This window comes from Blastococcus sp. LR1 (assembly GCF_020166105.1).
Taxonomy (GTDB): Bacteria; Actinomycetota; Actinomycetes; order Mycobacteriales; family Geodermatophilaceae; genus Blastococcus.
Genome location: NZ_JAIUJY010000007.1, coordinates 54,557 through 72,568, shown reverse-complemented (window position 1 = coordinate 72,568; position 18,012 = coordinate 54,557). Strand labels below are relative to the sequence as shown.

The window sequence follows — 18,012 nt, the reverse complement described above, 5'->3', positions numbered from 1 at the left end:
GCCGTTTCGTGGCGTCGCGTCGCCACCGGATGTGACGTCTCATACGACATGACGACCAGACGTCTGGTTTCCCAGTACCTTTGAGCCGTGGTCAGCCCAGTACCCGGACCGAAGTACCTCTCGGTCCGGGAGCACCTCCGCCGTCGGGTGGCCTCTCTCCCGGAACTGACCCTGCTGCCGCCGGAGCCCGTGCTCTGCGCGGAGTACGGCGTCAGCCGCATCACCCTCCGCCGGGCCGTGGACGGGCTGGTGGCCGACGGGCACCTGGTGCGCGAGCAGGGCCGCGGCACCTACGTCACCCGCCCGGCCATCCGGCACGAGTACCGCGAGAGCTTCGTGCACCGCATCGCCGGATGGAGCTCGGTGATGACCGAGCAGGGCGCCCAGGTCGGCACCTCGGTGCTCGCCCAGCGGGTGGTCCCCGCGCCCGCCGCGGTCGCCGCGGAACTCGGGCTCGACGGAGCGGCCGACGTCATCGAGCTGCAGCGGCTGCGCAGCGTGGACGGCGCCCCCAACCACGTCGCGCACAGCTACCTGCCGGCCACGCTCTACCCGCGGGCGGCGGAGGAGGACTTCAGCGAGGGTTCGCTCTACGCCTACCTCCGGCGCGAGTACCGCGCCGACCTCGCCCACGCCCGGATCGTCGTGGACGTCGGGACCGCGGCGCCCGAGGAGGCGGTGATGCTGCAGGTGGTGGCGGGTTCGCCGCTGCTCGTGGTGCGGACGACGGTGCGCGACAGCGCCGGCGAGCCGCTGGTGCACAGCTTCTCGCGGCTGCGCCCGGACGTGAGCCAGGTGGAGTTCGAGGTCTCGGTGGGCGGCCGCTGATGGCCATCACCTCCCGGACCTCCGCGACCTCGGCGACCGGCTCGTGCGACGTGCCGCAGCCGCCCGCCGAGGTGTGGCGGGCTTTGGCGGTGCTGGAGCCCTACTGCTCCGTCTGCGACGTCTCCTACGACCTCGGCGGCGCCGCCGGTGCACCCGGCGTCGGGACGACGTTCGTCTGCGCCCCCGGTCGGCTCGAGGGCTCTCCGGCCGCGGGCTCGCCCCAGGGCGAGATCGTGGAGTGGGAGCCGACGCGGCTGGTGACCACCCGGCTGCGGCTCACCCCCGAGACGTGGACGACGCGCATCGAGCTGGCGGACGCCGCCGGCGGCACACGGGTGACGATCACGATCACCCACGAGCCGACCACCGGGGGACGGGTGGTGCGCAGGCTGCAGCGCGGAGCCCTGCGCCGGCTGGTGCAGCGGACCGTGGACGCCGAGCTGGCGAAGGTCCCGGCGCACGTCGAGCGGGCCGGGCGCGCAGCCTGAATTGACCCCGATCGGGGGATCTGGCGCTTCGGCGGGCGATCACGGGGTATCAGAGCTCGTCGTGCACCGGTGTGCGCAACCGGCGAATGCCGGGACGGGGCCACACCGGTACGAACGAAGGAGAACGCTGTGCAGATCCTCGGCCTCATCGTGGTCGGCCTCATCATCGGCGCGCTCGCCCGGCTCATCAAGCCCGGTAAGCAGCGGCTGAGCATCCTGGCCACGCTGCTCCTGGGCGTGGTCGGTGCCGTCATCGGCGGCATGATCGGCCACCTCTTCAACCGGAACACCAGCATCTGGGAGCTGAACATCGTCGGCTTCATCATCGCGGTGATCGCGGCGGTGCTCCTGATCGGTGTCGCGGAGTCCCTCTCTGGCGGTCGCTCGCGCGGCGCCGTCCGCTGACCGCTCGGGGGACGCGGCCCGGGCCTCAGAGCTCGACCGCGTCCCCCGGCGCCAGCCGGCGCAGCGGCGTGGGGATCCCCGGACCCCGCTCGCCCAGCAGACCCCCGACGACGCCGAGCCCGGTGTCGTTGAGCAACCCGTCGTGCACGGAGAAGGCCTGGCCGGCCCGGATCTCCCGCACGTATTCGATGACCTCGGCCGTCCGGGACCACGGCGCGTGCAGCGGAACCAGCAGCGTCGTCACCGGCACCTCCGGGACCGTGAAGGCGTCGCCCGGGTGGAAGACCCGCCCCGCGACCAGGAAGCCGATGTTCGCCACCCGTGGGATCTCCGGGTGGATCTCGGCGTGCAGCTCCCCGTGCACCGCCACCTCGAACCCTCCGGCGTCGACGACGTCGCCGTTCCCCACCACGTGCACGCGCTCCCCGGAGCCCTCCAGCTGCGCGGCCACCGAGCGGTTCGTCCAGATCTCGAGCCCCGGCGACTCCGCCAGGGCCGCTCGCATGCGGTCGGCGACGAAGTGGTCCGGGTGCTCGTGCGTGATCAGCACCGCCGTCGCGCCCTGGAGCGCGCCCGGGTCGGTGAAGGCGCCCGGATCGATGACCAGGCGCCGCTCCCCGTCGGTGAGGACGACGCAGGCGTGCCCGTGCTTGGTGAGCTGCATGGACGCATCCTGCACCCGTCTCACCCCTCGGGGTGAGGCCGGCGCCGGAACCCGTAACCGCAGGCGCGGCTCCTGCCGACGTCGTCTGCATGATGCTGCAGACGACCGTCCACGTCGCCGCCCGTAGCCGCGCCCACGGCTCCACCGCCGCGCTGTGGCACGCCGTGGAGCTGCACCGGCCGCCGACCGAGATCGACGGCGCCTGCGAGCTCACCGTCTGCGGCACGTTGGCCCGGGTCACCCCTGACCAGCAGTGGCCCCTCGTGGCCACCGACGTCTGCCAGCTCTGCGCGGTCCTCGCGGACTGACCCTCCCGAACGCCCTGCCGCCGGGTCGGTCCGGCCCACCCCGGAGGCAGGTGCCCCGTCGGAGAACCCCTTCCTCCTCGCCCCGGCATCGGGGCCAGGAGGAGGGGGTTCTCGGCGTGCGCCGGATCAGCGGCCGGTGAAGACCGGCGGCCGCTTCGCGAGGAACGCGTCGACGGCTTCCCGGTGGTCGGCGCTCCGGCCCACCTCGGTCTGCAGCCGGGCCTCGAGCGCCAGCGTCTCCTCCAGGGAGTCGGTCGCCGCCGTGGCCAGCACCGTCTTCACCGCCCGGAACGCCGCGGTGGGGCCGGCGGCCAGCCGCTCGGCCAGCGCCCGGGCCTCGCCGAGCACTTCCTCGGCCGGCACCACGCGGTGCACCAGGCCCCACTCGGCCGCCTTCTCCGCCACGAACGGTTCCGGGAACAGCAGCAGCTCCGCGGCGCGTGAGCCACCCACGCTGTGCACCAGGCGTGCGGCCAGCGCCGAGTCGCTGGACAGGCCGATGCCGGTGAACGCGGTGGTGAACTTCGCCCCGGCGGCCGCCACTCGGATGTCGCCGGCCATGGCGATCCCCAGGCCCGCACCCGCGCAGGCGCCGTTGATCGCGACGACGACCGGCACCCGCAGCGCGGCCAGTGCCAGCACCAGCGGGTTGTACTCCTCCTCGACGACCGCCAGCGCCGGAACGCCGCTCTGCAGCTCCGCCAGGTGCTCGCCGAGGTCCTGCCCGACGCAGAAGGCGCGGCCGGTGCCGGTGAGCACGACCGCGCGCACCGACTCGTCCTCGGCGACGGCGCGGACGGCGGCCAGGAGGTCGTGGCGGGCGGCGTGGGTCAGCCCCGGCCGCAGCAGGGTCAGCGTGGCGACGCCCCCGGCGTCCTCCCTGGTCACGGTGTCGGACATCGTCGTCCCGCCTCCCGGCTCGTCCGGAGGACCGCGCCTGCCGCGTTCCCCGCTCCGCCGGGAACCCTGCCACGGCTCCGGAGGGGCGCCGGAGCCGCTCGTCCCCGCGGCAGGCCCTGTGCTCCCCCGCGTACGCCGTGCAACCGGCGCGCCGGAGGAGGGTCGCCCGATCGGGTGGGTGTCCTGAGCACGTCCCCCGGTCGGGGACGATGGGCAGGCAGCCATGTGTAGCCGCACGGCAGAGTGGACAGCAACCGTGGGGCGCCGGACGGCACCCGAACGGCGAGGGAGCCCGAGAATCCGGGCTCAGGACGAGGAGTGGCCTCCGTGGTGGAACCAGGGCGCAGGTGCCTGGGGAACCGCTACGAGCTGCACCAGCTGATCGCCGCCGGCGGCATGGGGCAGGTCTGGCGGGGGCTGGACATCGCCCTGCACCGGCCGGTCGCCGTCAAGGTCCTCCGCAGCGAGTACACCGGCGACCCGACCTTCGTCGCCCGGTTCCGCGCCGAGGCCCAGCACGCCGCCGCGCTCAGCCACCCCAACATCGCCGCGGTCTTCGACTACGGCGAGGAGACGGCGCAGGACGGGTCGGGGGAGACGCTCGCCTACCTGGTGATGGAGCTCGTCGAGGGTGAGCCGCTGTCGGCGCTGCTGCGCCGGGAGGGGGCGCTCCCCGCGCCGACCACGCTCGCGCTGCTCCGCCAGACGGCCGCAGGGCTGGCCGAGGCGCACCGGGTCGGCATGGTCCACCGCGACGTGAAGCCGGGCAACATCCTGGTCCGCCCCGACGGAACGGTGAAGATCACCGACTTCGGCATCGCGTGGTCGGCCCGCAGCGTGGCGCTCACCCGCACCGGGCAGGTCATCGGCACGCCGCAGTACCTCTCCCCCGAGCAGGCGGAGGGCCGGCACGCCAGCCCGGCCAGCGACGTCTACGCGCTCGGCCTGATCGGCTACGAGTGCCTCACCGGCCGGCCGGCCTTCGAGGGCGACAATGCGGTGACCATCGCCCTCAAGCAGGTCCAGCAGGACCCCGAGCCGCTCCCCGAGGAGCTCCCCGCGGGCGTGCGCACCCTGATCGGGCGGGCTCTGCTCAAGGACCCGTCCGCACGCATCCCCGACGGCACGGCCTTCGTCGCCGCGATCGCCGACATCGAGGCCGGCCGCGAGCTGACGCCGCTGGACGGCACGGTCGGGGTCCCGGTCGTGGCCGGGCACGTGCCGGCTCCCGCAGCCGGGCGGCGCCGCAGGGCGGACGACCTCCACTCCGGCGGACCGCTGACCGAGCCCGGGATCTCCCGTCCGCCGGCCGCGCGGAGCCGCAACCGGGTCGCCGTCCTCCTCCTCCCGCTGGTCGGCCTGCTGGCCGGTGCCGGGATCACCGCGGCGGTGCTGAACGCGCTCACCTCGGACCCGCCGTCGTCCACCACGACCGTGGCCGAGCAGCGGATCAACGGCAGCTTCGAGCTGTCCGAGGACGACTACGTCGGCCGCCCGGTCGGCGAGGTCACCGACCGCCTCACCGCGCTCGGGCTGATCGTCACCGTGCGCGCCGAGGTGCGCGACGACGTGGTGCCGGACCGCGTCACCGGCATCGAGCCGGCCGGAGAGCGGATGCAGGCCGGCGACCGGGTGGTCGTCTACTACGCCGCCGCTGCCCAGCGGCGCAGTGAGAACCCCGGGTCGGCCATGACCGGCGCCGCCGTCGACCGGGTCGCACCCGCGACGCAGGAGTCCGTCGAGGAGCCGGCGCCGGCCGAGCCCACTCCGGCCGAGTCGTCCCCCACCCCGACCCTGGCCGCCTCCCCGACCCCGGAGGAGCCCGAGCCCAGCGAGCCGGCCGAGTCGACCGCGTCGGAGACCTCCACCCCGCCGCCCGCCACCACCGCTCCGGTCACCTCGACGCCTCAAGAGCCGTGACCCGCCGGTTCGACCCGGACGGCGTTCCGCTGCTCGGGAGCCGCTACGAGCTCCTCTCACTGCTGGCCACCGGCGGGATGGGCCAGGTCTGGCGGGCCCGGGACACCGTGCTCGGCCGTCCGGTCGCGGTGAAGGTGCTGCGCAGCGAGTACACCGGCGACGCCACCTTCCTGGCCCGCTTCCGGGCCGAGGCGCAGCACACCGCCGCGCTCGCCCACCGGAACATCGCCGCGCTGTTCGACTACGGCGAGACACCGGCCGCCGACGGGGAGCACCTGGCCTACCTGGTGATGGAGCTGGTCGAGGGCGAGTCGCTGGCCCAGCTCCTGAACCGTCAGGGCCGGCTGGATGCCGACCTCACCCTCGCCGTCCTCGAACAGGCGGCCGCGGGTCTCGCCGCCGCGCACGTCGCCGGGCTGGTGCACCGCGACGTGAAGCCGGGCAACCTGCTGGTCGCGCGGGACGGCACGGTGAAGGTCACCGACTTCGGCATCGCCTGGTCGGCCGGCAGCGCCCCGCTCACCCAGACCGGTCAGGTCGTCGGCACCGCGCACTACCTCTCGCCGGAGCAGGCGGCCGGTGAGAAGGCCGGCCCGGCCAGCGACGTCTACGCGCTCGGGATGATCGGCTACGAGTGCCTGGCCGGGCACCGCGCCTTCGATGGCGACAACTCGGTGCAGATCGCCCTGCGTCAGCTGCGCGAGGTACCGGCGCCGCTGCCCGACGAGGTGCCCGAGCAGGTCCGCCTCCTCGTGGAGCGGGCGCTGCTCAAGGACCCCACCGAACGGTTCTCCGACGCGGCCGCCTTCCGGGACGCCGTCGAGGACGTCCGGGCCGGGCGTCCGCTGGCCCCGGTTCCGCGCGCACCGCGCACCCGTCCGTTCACGGCTCCCGGCAGCGGCCGCCCGTCACTGCGCCGGCGGTTGCTGGTCCCCGCCGTCGCACTGTTCGCGGGCGTCGGCCTCGGCGTCGCTGCCCTGCAGTTCGGTGGTGCCCCGCCCGCCGAGGCGGTGGCCGAGGCCGCGGAGCCGACGTCGGTCGCGATCGCCGCGGAGGAGTTCGTCGGGCGCCCTGTCGACGAGGTGGCGGCCGAGCTCGTCGATCGCGGCCTCGGGGTGCGGCGGGAGGGCCGGGAGACGGCCGAGATCCCCGCCGGTCAGGTGATCGAGGTCGGCCCGGTCGGCCCCCTGTCCCCGGGGACGGTGGTCACCGTCGTCTCCGCGGTCGCGCCGGCGGTTCCGGTGCAGCCGGCCCCGGCGCCCGTTCCGGCGCCCGCTCCCGTCCCGGTGCCGGTGGTCGTCGCGCCTGCCCCCGCTCCTGCTCCGGCCCCAGTCGCGGGGAACGGGGAGCGGGGCGGGAGCGAGAACGGCCGCGGGAACGGCAACGGCAACGGCAACGGCAAGGGGAACGGCCGGGGCAAGGACGGCTGACCAGGCCCGTTCAGGCCCCGGATTCAGGCAGGGCGTCGTCCGGCGGTGAGCCAGAGGGCGACGCCGAGGGCACCCAGCGCCGCGGTGTGCAGGAAGCCGCGGTCGCTGTCGGCGTTCGGCAGCACGACGAGCACCCAGAAGATCGCCAGCCCGACCAGGCCCGCGGCCGCGATGGTCCACCCCGAGCTGCCGAGCCGGCGCGCGCCGGGGATCAGCTCGGCGACGGCGGCCAGCCCCAGGACCACGCAGAGCGTGGCGAAGGCCGACCACAGCGGGACGGCGGACCAGAAGCGCTCGGTCCCGAACTCCAGCGACAGTCCGAGCTGCAGCAGCACCAGCGACAGGACGACCAGTCCGGCCGCGGCCAGCTGCGTCCGGTCGAGCGGGGCGCGGACCTTCTTCGGCGTCGCTGCCGTGGCGGCGTCGCTCTCCAGCGTCTGCGGCCAGGAGCCCTCGGCCGCGGGTGGCGGGGGCGGCGGTGTGCCGAGCTCGGGGAGCCCCGGCACGAAGTCCACCGGGCCGGTCGCCTGAGGGGGCTGGTTCGGCTCCGGGGGTGCGGTCGGCTCCGGAGGTGCGATCGGCTGCGGCTCTGCCGGCACGGGAGGTGCCGCGTGCGCCGCCGCGTGGGCCGGCGCCGACGGCGGAGGGAGCTGCTGCACGGAGGTGGCCCCCGCCGGCTGCGGCGTCACCACGGGGATCTCCTGCGTGCTGGGCTGACGCGGGCCGGGAGGCGAGTCGGGGGACTGCGGGTCGGACGGCGTGCTCATCGGTGCCTCCTCGCGGGCTCCGGCGGATCGCCGGTCGGTGCGGGTTTCGTTCCCACGCTAACGGCCCGGGCCTGCCGCCCGGAGCCGCCGCACCTAGGGTCGGCCCCGTGGTCACGCGCGCCGGCATCGTCGTCACGGGAACCGAGGTGCTCACGGGCCGGGTGACCGACCGCAACGGGCCGTGGCTGGCCGAGCAGCTGCGCCTGCTCGGGGTCGACGTCGGCCACGTCGTCGTCGTCGGGGACCGGCCCGAGGACCTGCGCGCCACGCTGGGCTTCCTCGCCGGGCTCGGCACGGACCTGCTGATCACCTCCGGTGGGCTGGGCCCGACCGCGGACGACCTGACCGCGCAGGTCGTCGCCGACTTCCAGGGCCGTCCGACCGCGGTGGACCCGGCGCTCGAGCAGCGGGTGGCCGCGGTCGTCGAGCGGCTGATGGCCCGCCGGGGCTGGCGGGCCGATCCGGACGCCACCGCGGCGGGGGTGCGCAAGCAGGCGGTGGTCCCGGACGGCGCGACGGTGCTCGAGCCGGTCGGCACGGCGCCCGGCCTCGTGGTGCCGCCGGCCGAGGGACGGGACGGACCGCCGGTGGTGGTGCTCCCCGGTCCGCCGGGCGAGCTGCAGGGGATGTGGCCCGCAGCCGTCGCCGCGCCGGGCGTCCGGGAGCTGCTCGAGGGCGCGCCGGAGCTGCGCCAGCGGACCCTGCGGCTGTGGGGGACGCTCGAGGCCCAGCTGGCGTCGACCCTGCGCGAGGCCGGGACCGGGGCCGGGCTCGACGGCCTGGAGGTCACCACCTGCCTGCGCGAGGGCGAGCTGGAGATCGTCACCCGGTTCGCGCCCGAGGCGCAGACGGTCTACGACCGGCTCTCCGACGTCCTCACCCAGCGGTACGCGGACACCCTCTTCTCCACCGGGCCCACCCTCGACGAGCTGGTGGCCGGAGCTCTCGCCGACCGCGGGCTGACGATCGCGACCGCCGAGTCGTGCACCGGGGGGCTCCTGTCCGCCCGGCTCATCGAGCGTCCCGGCTCCTCGGCCTACGTGCTGGGCGGAGTCACCGCCTACGCGAACTCGGCGAAGCAGCAGCTGCTGGAGGTCCCGGCGGACCTGTTGGCCGAGCACGGGGCGGTCAGCCCGCAGGTGGCCCGCGCGCTCGCCGACGGCGTCCGGGCGCGGTTCGGCGCGGACGTGGGGGTGGGCATCACCGGCGTCGCCGGCCCCGGCGGCGGAACACCGGACAAGCCGGTCGGCACCGTGCACGTCTGCGTGGTCGGCCCCGACGGGGTCCGGGAGCGGGCGCTGCGCCTGCACGGTTCCCGGTCGGCCGTGCGGGACCGATCCGTCACGATGGCGATGCACCTGCTGCGCGAGCTGCTGCTGGGTGGTCCGCCCGCCTGAAGGAGCCGGATCGCAGCCGGGCCGCGTTACGGTGCGCCCATGAGCGCGACGCACGAGGTCCTCAACCAGGTCCCCCCGCTGGCGGGCCACGACCCGATCGCCGGGGACGCCGCCCTCGCCGAGGCCTGCGTGCGGCACGCGGACGCCGGGACCCTCGCCTCCCTGGCCGACCTCGGCCGGCTGGCCGGCAGCGAGCAGGCGCAGGAGTGGGGCCGGCTGGCGAACGAGAACCCGCCCCGGCTGCGCACCCACGACCGCTACGGCCACCGGATCGACGAGGTGGAGTTCCATCCCGCCTGGCACGAGCTCATGCGCAGCGCCGTCGAGCACGGCCTGGCGGGCGCGCCCTGGGCCGAGCAGTCCGCGGGGGCGCGCCACGCACACGTGCGCCGCGCTGTCGGCTACCTGGGCTGGACGCAGGTGGAGATGGGCCACGGCTGCCCGGTGACGATGACCTACGCCGTCGTCCCCGCGCTCCGGCGCGCCCCGGAGCTCGCCGCCCGGTACGAGCCCGGCCTGACCGCGCGCGCCTACCAGTTCGGCCTGACCGAGCCCACCGGCAAGGCCGGGCTGATCGCCGGCATGGGCATGACCGAGAAGCAGGGCGGCTCCGACGTGCGGGCGAACGCCACCCGCGCGGTCGCCCGGCCGGACGGCAGCTACGCGCTCACCGGCCACAAGTGGTTCACCAGCGCCCCGATGAGCGACCTGTTCCTGGTCCTGGCGCAGCTGGACGACGGGGTCTCCTGCTTCGCCGTTCCGCGCGTGCTCCCGGACGGCAGCCGCAACGTGTTCTCCGTGCAACGTCTCAAGGACAAGCTGGGCGACCGGTCGAACGCCTCCAGCGAGGTCGAGTTCGACGGCACCACCGGCTGGCTGGTGGGAGAGCCCGGTCGCGGCGTCCCGGCGATCATCGAGATGGTCAACATGACCCGCGTGGACTGCGTCCTCGGCTCCGCGGCGACGGTCAGGGCGGCGCTGACCCAGGCGATCCACCACGCCCGTCACCGGTCGGCCTTCGGCGCGCTGCTCGTCGACCAGCCGCTGATGCAGAACGTGCTGGCCGACCTCGCCGTGGAGAGCGAGGCGGCCACCGCGCTGGCGATCCGGCTGGCGGCCGCGGTCGACCAGGGCGAGGCGGCGTTCCTCCGGCTCGCGGGGGCGGCCGCGAAGTACTGGGTGTGCAAGCGGACGCCGGGCGTCGTCGCCGAGGCGATGGAGGTCCTGGGCGGCAACGGGTACGTCGAGGAGTCCGGCCTGCCGCGGCTCTACCGGCAGGCGCCGCTGAACTCCATCTGGGAGGGCTCGGGCAACGTCATCGCCCTCGACGTCCTGCGCGCCCTGGAGCGCTCCGAGGAGTCGCTGGCGGCCGTCGTCGCGGAACTGGAGCTCGCCCGCGGCGCCGACCGGCGCTTCGACGACGCGGTGAAGCGGCTCTCGGCGGAGCTCGGCGACCGCGAGGGGCTGCCGTTCCGGGCCCGCCGCATCGCCGGCCAGCTGGCGCTCTGCCTGCAGGGCTCGCTGCTCCTGCGGTACGCGCCGACGGCCGTCGCCGACACCTTCTGCGCCTCCCGCCTGGGCGGAGAGGCCGGGAGCGTGCTGGGCATGCTGCCCGCGACCCCCGCCGTTCCGGGGATCGTGGAACGGGCTGGCGTCTCGGCACCCTGACGAGGGCCGCGAGCTACTACGCTCGGGAGCGACCCACGTGCTGCCCGTTCCTCCGGGGTGGGCGGCGCGTGCCCGGACCCCGCAGCTGCGGGCCGGATGAGTGACGAGAGCGGGCAGCGTGCAACCAGGTGACGACCGGCCCCCGGGAGGCCGGCCAGACCCGCTGGGGAACGTCCCGGACGCGGTCTACCGCCTGGACCCGGACGGCCGCTTCGCCTACGTGAACGCCGCTGCCGAGAAGATGCTCGGCCGGACGGCGGAGGAGCTGATCGGGCGGGCCGCCGTCGAGGAGTTCCCGGCCCTGCGCGGTTCGCTCGCCCAGGAGCAGTACCAGCAGGTGCTCGAGGACGGCCGGTCCCGGGAGTTCCAGTACTTCTACGAGCCGAGCAGCCGCTGGTTCGAGGTCCGGATCTTCCCGGACCCAGCAGGAGCCGCGGTCCTCTTCCGCGACATCGACGGCCGGCGCCGCAGCGACGAGGAGCGCGAGAACCAGCTGCGCGGGTTGAGTGCCGTCCTGGAGGCGCTGCCCTCGCCCACCGTCCTGGTGGGCCCCGACGGGCGGATCCTGTCGGCCAACGGCGCCTGGGCTCGCAGCGGGGTGGAGGTGCTGCCCGGGCCGGCCTGGCCGGGGCGCCCCGGCGAGGACTACCTGACCGCCATGACCCGTGGTCTGGGTGCCCGGCCGCACGCCGAGCTCACCGAGGGGCTGCGGGAGCTGCTGTCGGAGACCTCGCGCTCCGACGGCCGGTCCTTCTCTCTCGACTACTCCGCCGACAGCCCCCGGGGGACCGTGTGGTTCCACCTCCGGGCCACCCGCGTCGACCACGGTGGACGCGTCGTCATCACGCACACCGACGTCACCGAGCAGGTTCGGGCGCGCGAGGAGCTGGAGTGGAAGGTCCGGCACGACGACCTGACCGGCCTGCCCAACCGCTCGCGGCTGCTGGAGCTGACCGGCGAGGCCCTCGCCGAGGCCGGCCGGACCGACGGCGCGCTGCTCATGCTCGACCTGGACGGCTTCAAGACCATCAACGACTCGCTCGGCCACCAGATCGGTGACGAGCTGCTGCGCCAGGTGGCCGGTCGCCTCTCGGAGGAGATCCGGCCGGGGGACACCGTGGCCCGGCTGGGAGGGGACCAGTTCGTCGTCCTCGCCCACGGGTGCGACGCCTCCGAGGCCGCCGCGCTGGCCTTCCGCCTGCAGACGGTCTTCGCCCTGCCGTTCCAGGTCGGGGCGATCACCGTGCCGCTGAGCGCCAGCATCGGCGTCGCCGTCGCGCGGCCGGAGGTGACCGACGCGCACCACCTGCTCAGCGACGCCGACGCCGCGATGTTCGCCGCCAAGAGCTCGGGGCGGGACCGCGTGCACCTGTTCTCCCCGTCGCTGCGCGAGGCCGCCCGCTGGCGGCTCGAGGTCGCCACCCGGCTGCGCGGTGACGCGATCGGGGAGCTGGTCGTGCACTACCAGCCGGTGGTCCGGCTGGACACCGGCCGGATCGACGGCGTCGAGGCGCTGGTCCGCTGGCAGCACCCGGAGCGCGGCCTCCTCCCTCCGGACACCTTCCTGTCGGTGGCCGAGGAGACCGGGCAGATCATCCCGATCACCCGGTGGCTGCTGCGAGAGACGACCCGCAAGGCCGCCGAGTGGGCCGCCGAAGGGTTCCGCCTGCGGATGTCGGTCAACATCAGCGCCCGGCACTTCTCCGCCGAGACGCTGGTGCGCGACGTGCGCGTCGCCCTGCAGCAGTCGGGCCTGCCGGCCGACCAGCTGGTGCTCGAGCTGACCGAGACGAGCGTCGCCGAGGACCCCACCCGCGCCGAGGACCAGCTCTCGGTGCTGCGCAGCTTCGGGGTGCGGGTGGCGATCGACGACTTCGGCACCGGCTGGTCGTCGCTGGCGCAGCTGTTCTCGCTGCCCATCGGCACGCTCAAGATCGACAGGTCACTGCTCGCCGCCGCCGAACGGGTGGCCGCCGGGGACACCGGCGCGGTCCTCGCCGCCATCGTCGGCCTCACCCGGACCCTCGGGATCCGGTCGGTGGCCGAGGGGATCGAGACGCCGGAGCACCTGCGGATGGTGCGTGCGGCCGGCTGCGACCTGGCCCAGGGCTGGCTGCTCGGGCACCCGATGTCCGCCGACCGGCTGATCGACTGGGTCCGCCAGATCCAGCAGGCCGGTGGCGACGTCTGCGCCCTCGCCGAGGCCGGCCGGGCCGTGCCCGTCTCCGGGTGAACGTCCGCCGCCGTGTGCGGCGGGCGACCTCCCCCGTCGGCCCACCGCGAGCCGATCGACCGGCGACGCCGGATGGGCCGGAGTGGGTCGGAGTGCCGCCCGTGGTCCCGCCCGCCGGCCCCGACGGGCAGACTGACCCCGTGCTGGACACTCCCGAGACCCTCGACGGCGAACAGGCCGACCGCGCTGCCGCCGTCGACGACGGCCGGAGCCGCCCGGCGCTGGACCTCCTCATCTGGGACGCGCCGAACATCGACATGACCCTGTCGACGGTCATCGGCGCCCGCCCGACGGCGGCCTCCCGTCCGCGCTTCGACGCGATCGCGGCCTGGTTCGTGGAGGGGGCCGGTGGGGTGGGCGGGGGAGCCATGGCTTCCGGCGCACCGGACGTGGAGGCGTGCGTCTTCGCCAACATCCCGCCGCAGCCCGGCTCGCTGCAGCGCTGGGTCGAGGCTCTGCGCGGGTTCGGCTACTCGGTGTTCGCCCGGCCGAAGAGCCAGCCGGACGACGACATCGACCAGGACATGCTCGACCACATCGCGGTGCGGGCGCACAGCCACCACCTGCGGAGGCTGCTGGTCTTCTCCGGTGACGGGCGGAACTTCGCCGAGCCGCTGGAGGAGCTCGCCCGGCAGGGCACGCACGTCGTCGTCGTCGCCTTCAGCGAGGTGGCCGGGTACGCGATCGGCTCGGACCTGCTGGAGTTCATCGACATCGAGGACGTGCCCGGCGCGTTCACCGAGCCGCTGGACCGGGTCCGCCTCGACGCACTGCCTGCGGACGGCGCCTGGCTGCGTCCGACCCGGAGCCTGCGCGACTTCGTCGCGGGGTTCACCGCCCGCCGGAACAGCTGACCGCCGGACCGCGCGGCCGGGCAGCCGGCCGGCGCGGTCCAGGGGTGTTGCCAGCGCCTCCCCCCTCGGGGTGTCACGACCGGCGCGTCACCCCGGAGGGGAAGCGCCCCTGTACACGCGCCGGTTACGGTTCCCCCCGCGGGCGAGCCGTGCCTACTGCCGCTGCCCGAGCACCGAATCGGAGAGGACCCATGAACAGCGTTCCCGGCGTCGACCAGCCTGCTGAGCAGAGCGAGGTCGACATCAGGCTGGCCAGCGCCAACGTCTCGGTGACGGCGCGGGTGGAGGTCGTCCACGACGGTGTCATCTCGGTGCGCCCCTCGGCCGGCGACTTCGTCGGCTCGATCGTCGCGGCCGGCGACCTGGTCGAGGTCTACTGGATGACCGGCGACGGCCACCGCGCCCTTCCCGCCGAGGTCCTCGAGGTCGAGAACGGCAGCGTGGTCCGCTGGCGGCTGACCATCACCGGACCGGCCGAGCACAGCCAGCGCCGTGACGCGGTGCGCGGTCGCCTCGTCCTTCCCGTCGTGGCGGAGATCGCCGGGATCGAGCTCACCGGCGAGACCATGGACCTCAGCGAGGGGGGCACCCGCGCGCAGTTCGAGGGGTTCGGCCTGGCCCCCGAGGCGGGCACCGCCCTGTCGCTCACCATCGCCCTGGGGGACGGCGCGCTGCGCGCCTCGGGCGAGGTCGTCCGCCTGCAGACCCGGGGAACGCGCTGGACGCTGAGCATCACGTTCTCCTCCATCGAGGAGAAGGACCAGGACCGCATCCGCCGCCGGGTCTTCCAGGCGCTGCGCGAGGAGCGGGCCCGCCTGGCCGAGTGAGCGGCGGGTAGCGGGCGGCCTCCCGGGGCAGTGCAGGGGCGTGACCTCACCGCCCCGCCTGCCCGAGGCCCTGACCGAGCTGCGGGACCGGCTGGCCGGAGCTCCGCTGCTGCTGGCCACCCCCGCGCGCGACGACGCCGTCCGCGCGGCCCGGGGCGTCGTCGACCAGATCGAGGACTACCTGCTGCCGCGGCTGCGCGATCTCGACGCGCCGCTGCTCACCGTCGTCGGTGGTTCCACGGGCGCCGGCAAGTCCACGCTGGTCAACAGCCTGGTCGGCACGCCGGTCACCACCGCGGGCGTGCTCCGCCCCACCACGCGCGCCCCCGTGCTGGTCTGCTCGCGCGCCGACGCGGCCAGCTTCTCCGGCGAGCGGGTGCTCCCGGGGCTTGCCCGGGTGACCGGCGGGGACGGCGGCCCCGGCACGGTCCAGCTCGTGGTCCGCGACGACGTGCCGGAGGGGCTCGCGCTGCTGGACGCCCCCGACGTCGACTCGGTGGTCGCCACCAACCGGGACCTGGCCGCGCAGCTGCTGGCGGCCGCCGATCTGTGGGTCTTCGTGACGACGGCGGCCCGGTACGCCGACGCCGTTCCGTGGGACCTGCTGCGCACCGCGCAGGAACGGGGGACGGCGCTGGCCGTGGTCCTGGACCGGGTGCCGCCGGAGGCGAGCGCCGAGATCGCCGCCGACCTCGGCGGGATGCTGGAGCGCGCCGGCCTCTCCGGGGCCCGGCTCTTCGTGGTGGAGGAGGGGCCGCTGGCCGACGGTCTGCTCCCCGAGGCGCAGGTGGGCCCGCTGCGGAACTGGCTCCACGCGCTCGCCGCGGACCAGGAGGAACGGGCCGCGGTCGTGCGCCAGACGCTGGTCGGCGCGCTCGCCAGCCTGGAGCAGCGGACCGGCGTCGTCGTCGCGGCGGTGGAGGAGCAGGCGGTCGCCGCCGGAGCGCTCCGTGCCGCCGCCGCCGCGGCCTACGACACCGCCCGCGACGGCGTCGACCAGGGCGTGCGCAGCGGCACCCTGCTGCGCGGCGAGGTGCTCGCCCGCTGGCAGGAGTTCGTCGGCACGGGGGAGTGGATGCGGACGCTGCAGGACCGGGTCGGCCAGCTGCGCGACCGGATGACCGCGGCCCTCACCGGCCGCCCCGCTCCGGCCGACAGCCTGGCCGGAGCCCTGGAGAGCAGCGTCGAGGGGCTGCTCCGCGCCGAGGCCGACCGCGCCGCGGAGCGCACCGTCACCGCCTGGCGGGCGCTGCCGGGTGGTCCGTCTCTGCTGGACGGCCAGGAGCGCGAGCTGGCCCGCGTCTCCCCGGACTTCCCCGAGGCCGCCGCGGCACAGGTGCGCGACTGGCAGGGGACCGTCCTGGACCTGGTGCGCGACCAGGGTGCGGACAAGCGCTCCCGCGCGCGTCTGCTGTCGTGGGGCGTCAACGGGGCCGGGGCGGTGGTGATGGTCGCCGTCTTCGCCCAGACCGGCGGTCTGACCGGCGGTGAGGTGGCGGTGGCCGGCGGCACGACCGCCGTCGGGCAGCGGGTCCTGGAGGCGGTCTTCGGCGACGCGGCCGTGCGCGCCCTCGCCGAACGCGCCCGTGCCGACCTGCGCGAGCGCGCCGACGCGCTGCTCCGGTACGAGCAGGACCGCTTCGACGTCCGGGTCGGCGACAGCGCCCCGGACGACGCGACGGCAGCCGAGCTGCGCGCCGCCGTCGCCGCGCTGTCCGACGCGCGGCGGGCAGCGTGAAGCGCTCCGATCGGTCGCTCGCCGACCGGCTGGCGGCGTTGCGCGAGGCGGTCGAGGTCGCCGACGGGCGCCTGGAGGTGCCCGAGCTGGCGCAGGCCCGCTCGGTCCTCGCCAAGGCGGGGGCCCGCGAGGCGCTGGGGGACGCCACCGTCGTCGCGCTCGCGGGGGCGACCGGCAGCGGCAAGTCCACGCTGTTCAACGCGCTGTCCGGCAGCGAGGTCAGCACCCCCGGGGTCCGGCGGCCGACCACCGGCGTCGCGCACGCCACCGTCTGGGGCCCGCCCGACGACGGCGCCGACCGGCTGCTGGACTGGCTGGAGGTGCCCCGCCGCCACCGGCACGCCCCCGAACCGGCGATGGACGGGCTGGTCCTGCTCGACCTCCCCGATCACGACAGCGTGCGGCTGGAGCACCGGCTCGAGGTGGACCGGCTGGTGGGGCTGGTCGACGTCCTGGTGTGGGTGCTCGACCCGCAGAAGTACGCCGACGCCGCGGTGCACGAGCGCTACCTCGCCCCGCTGGCCACGCACGCCGGCGTGCTGCTCGTCGTCCTCAACCAGGTCGACCGCCTCGACGAGCCGGCCGCACGGGCCTGCCTGGCGGATCTGCGGGGCCTGCTCGACCGGGAGGGGCTGTCGGAGACGCCACTGCTGGCCGTGTCCGGGCGCACCGGCGCCGGGTTGTCGGAGCTGCGCGGCCAGCTGGCCCGCCGGGTCTCGGCGCGCCGGGCCGCCACGGAACGGCTGCTCGCCGACGTGCGCGCCGGCGGCGCGGCGCTGTCGGCGCACTGCCCCGATGCGAGCGGGGGGAGGCGTCGCGACCGGCCGGTCGCCGACGAGCTGACCGAGGCCCTGGCCGGGGCGGCCGGCGTGCCCACGGTGACCGCCGCCGTCGAACGGTCCACCTGGCGGGAGGGGACCGGCCGCACCGGCTGGCCGCTGCTGCGCTGGACCCGCAAGCTCCGGGCCGATCCGCTGGAGCGGCTGCACCTGGGCGACGACCGCTCCCGGACCTCCCTGCCGCCCACGGGCGCCGTCGAGGCGGCGCGGGTCGCCACCGCCGTGCGCGAGGTGCGCGAGGACGTGGGGGACGGGCTCTCCGCTGCCTGGCGCGACGAGCTGCGGCGCACCGCCGAGGACCGCGAGCAGTGGCTTGCCGACGCGCTCGACCAGGCGGTCGCCGGCGCCGACCTCGGACCCGACCGGGTGCCGCTGTGGCAGCGGGCCGCCGGGAGCCTGCAGTGGCTGCTGCTGGTCGTCGCCCTCGCCGGCGCGCTGTGGCTGCTGGCCCTCGTCCTGCTCGGGTTCCTGCAGCTGGACGACGTCGTGCCGCTGCCGAGGGTCGAGGGCATCCCGCTGCCCACGCTCCTCCTCGTCGGAGGTCTGCTCGCCGGCCTGCTCCTGGCCCTGATCTGCCGCCCGCTGGTGGCGCTGCGGGCCCGGCGGCGGGCGCGGACGGCGGAGCGGCGGCTGACCGCCGCGGTGCGCGAGGTCGCCGAGGCCGAGGTGCTCGCGCCCATGGCGGAGGTCGAGCGGGACGCCGAACGGTTCTGCGCGGCGGTGGCGACCGCCGCGCGCTGAGGCCG

16 protein-coding genes are annotated in these 18,012 nt (G+C 75.5%); 13 read left to right on the top strand and 3 right to left on the bottom strand.

Translation table 11 applies throughout. The annotated features are described in order from the left end of the window. Window positions 1–87 precede the first annotated feature (87 nt). The 3 genes from LBW97_RS20530 to LBW97_RS18870 all read left to right on the top strand — a co-directional run bounded on the left by LBW97_RS20530 (window position 88) and on the right by LBW97_RS18870 (window position 1,721). Entirely contained in the window at window positions 88–828 is a 741-nt protein-coding gene (locus LBW97_RS20530) for a GntR family transcriptional regulator (RefSeq protein ID WP_224500917.1), read from the top strand. Beyond that, window positions 828–1,316 carry an SRPBCC family protein gene (locus LBW97_RS18875; protein WP_224500916.1) on the top strand — a complete coding sequence of 163 codons (489 nt, stop codon included), beginning with the start codon at window positions 828–830 and terminating at the stop codon, window positions 1,314–1,316. Before LBW97_RS20530 ends, LBW97_RS18875 begins: the two co-directional genes overlap by 1 nt. A 129-nt stretch (window positions 1,317–1,445) precedes the next feature. Beyond that, window positions 1,446–1,721, top strand: coding sequence for a GlsB/YeaQ/YmgE family stress response membrane protein (locus LBW97_RS18870; protein WP_224500915.1), 276 nt, complete (start codon window positions 1,446–1,448; stop codon window positions 1,719–1,721). A 25-nt stretch (window positions 1,722–1,746) separates the two neighbouring features. Here the strand turns inward: LBW97_RS18870 and LBW97_RS18865 are convergent, their stop codons facing one another. Next, window positions 1,747–2,385 (bottom strand): MBL fold metallo-hydrolase, encoded by a 639-nt coding sequence (locus LBW97_RS18865; protein ID WP_224500914.1) that lies wholly within the window; start codon window positions 2,383–2,385, stop codon window positions 1,747–1,749. An 89-nt stretch (window positions 2,386–2,474) separates the two neighbouring features. Between LBW97_RS18865 and LBW97_RS18860 the strand changes: the two genes are divergently transcribed. Then, window positions 2,475–2,693 (top strand): hypothetical protein, encoded by a 219-nt coding sequence (locus LBW97_RS18860; RefSeq protein WP_224500913.1) that lies wholly within the window; start codon window positions 2,475–2,477, stop codon window positions 2,691–2,693. A 126-nt stretch (window positions 2,694–2,819) separates the two neighbouring features. Here the strand turns inward: LBW97_RS18860 and LBW97_RS18855 are convergent, their stop codons facing one another. Then, window positions 2,820–3,593 carry an enoyl-CoA hydratase-related protein gene (locus tag LBW97_RS18855; RefSeq protein ID WP_224500912.1) on the bottom strand — a complete coding sequence of 258 codons (774 nt, stop codon included), beginning with the start codon at window positions 3,591–3,593 and terminating at the stop codon, window positions 2,820–2,822. A 327-nt stretch (window positions 3,594–3,920) separates the two neighbouring features. Between LBW97_RS18855 and LBW97_RS18850 the strand changes: the two genes are divergently transcribed. After that, on the top strand, window positions 3,921–5,513 hold the full coding sequence (locus LBW97_RS18850; protein ID WP_224500911.1) for a protein kinase: 1,593 nt from the start codon (window positions 3,921–3,923) through the stop codon (window positions 5,511–5,513). Next, window positions 5,510–6,943: a protein kinase gene (locus LBW97_RS18845; protein WP_224500910.1), complete on the top strand. Its 1,434-nt coding sequence runs from the start codon at window positions 5,510–5,512 to the stop codon at window positions 6,941–6,943. The genes LBW97_RS18850 and LBW97_RS18845 overlap by 4 nt, the downstream gene beginning before the upstream one ends. A 23-nt stretch (window positions 6,944–6,966) precedes the next feature. Here LBW97_RS18845 and LBW97_RS18840 read toward each other — a convergent pair whose 3' ends face one another. Further along, window positions 6,967–7,710: a hypothetical protein gene (locus LBW97_RS18840; RefSeq protein ID WP_224500909.1), complete on the bottom strand. Its 744-nt coding sequence runs from the start codon at window positions 7,708–7,710 to the stop codon at window positions 6,967–6,969. 107 nt (window positions 7,711–7,817) lie between these two features. Between LBW97_RS18840 and LBW97_RS18835 the strand changes: the two genes are divergently transcribed. From LBW97_RS18835 to LBW97_RS18805, 7 genes are all read left to right on the top strand, one after another. Beyond that, window positions 7,818–9,107, top strand: coding sequence for a competence/damage-inducible protein A (locus LBW97_RS18835; protein ID WP_224500908.1), 1,290 nt, complete (start codon window positions 7,818–7,820; stop codon window positions 9,105–9,107). A 39-nt stretch (window positions 9,108–9,146) separates the two neighbouring features. Next, complete coding sequence (locus LBW97_RS18830) at window positions 9,147–10,775, top strand: acyl-CoA dehydrogenase family protein (protein WP_224500907.1); 1,629 nt, start codon at window positions 9,147–9,149, stop codon at window positions 10,773–10,775. 118 nt (window positions 10,776–10,893) lie between these two features. Then, entirely contained in the window at window positions 10,894–13,008 is a 2,115-nt protein-coding gene (locus LBW97_RS18825) for an EAL domain-containing protein (protein WP_224500906.1), read from the top strand. 140 nt (window positions 13,009–13,148) lie between these two features. After that, window positions 13,149–13,862, top strand: a complete 714-nt coding sequence (locus LBW97_RS18820; RefSeq protein ID WP_224500905.1) for an NYN domain-containing protein — start codon at window positions 13,149–13,151, stop codon at window positions 13,860–13,862. Window positions 13,863–14,053: 191 nt separating this feature from the next. Further along, on the top strand, window positions 14,054–14,689 hold the full coding sequence (locus LBW97_RS18815) for a flagellar brake protein (RefSeq protein WP_224500904.1): 636 nt from the start codon (window positions 14,054–14,056) through the stop codon (window positions 14,687–14,689). A 40-nt stretch (window positions 14,690–14,729) separates the two neighbouring features. Then, entirely contained in the window at window positions 14,730–16,427 is a 1,698-nt protein-coding gene (locus tag LBW97_RS18810; RefSeq protein ID WP_224500903.1) for a GTPase domain-containing protein, read from the top strand. After that, on the top strand, window positions 16,424–18,007 hold the full coding sequence (locus tag LBW97_RS18805) for a GTPase (protein ID WP_224500902.1): 1,584 nt from the start codon (window positions 16,424–16,426) through the stop codon (window positions 18,005–18,007). The genes LBW97_RS18810 and LBW97_RS18805 overlap by 4 nt, the downstream gene beginning before the upstream one ends. Window positions 18,008–18,012 lie beyond the last annotated feature (5 nt).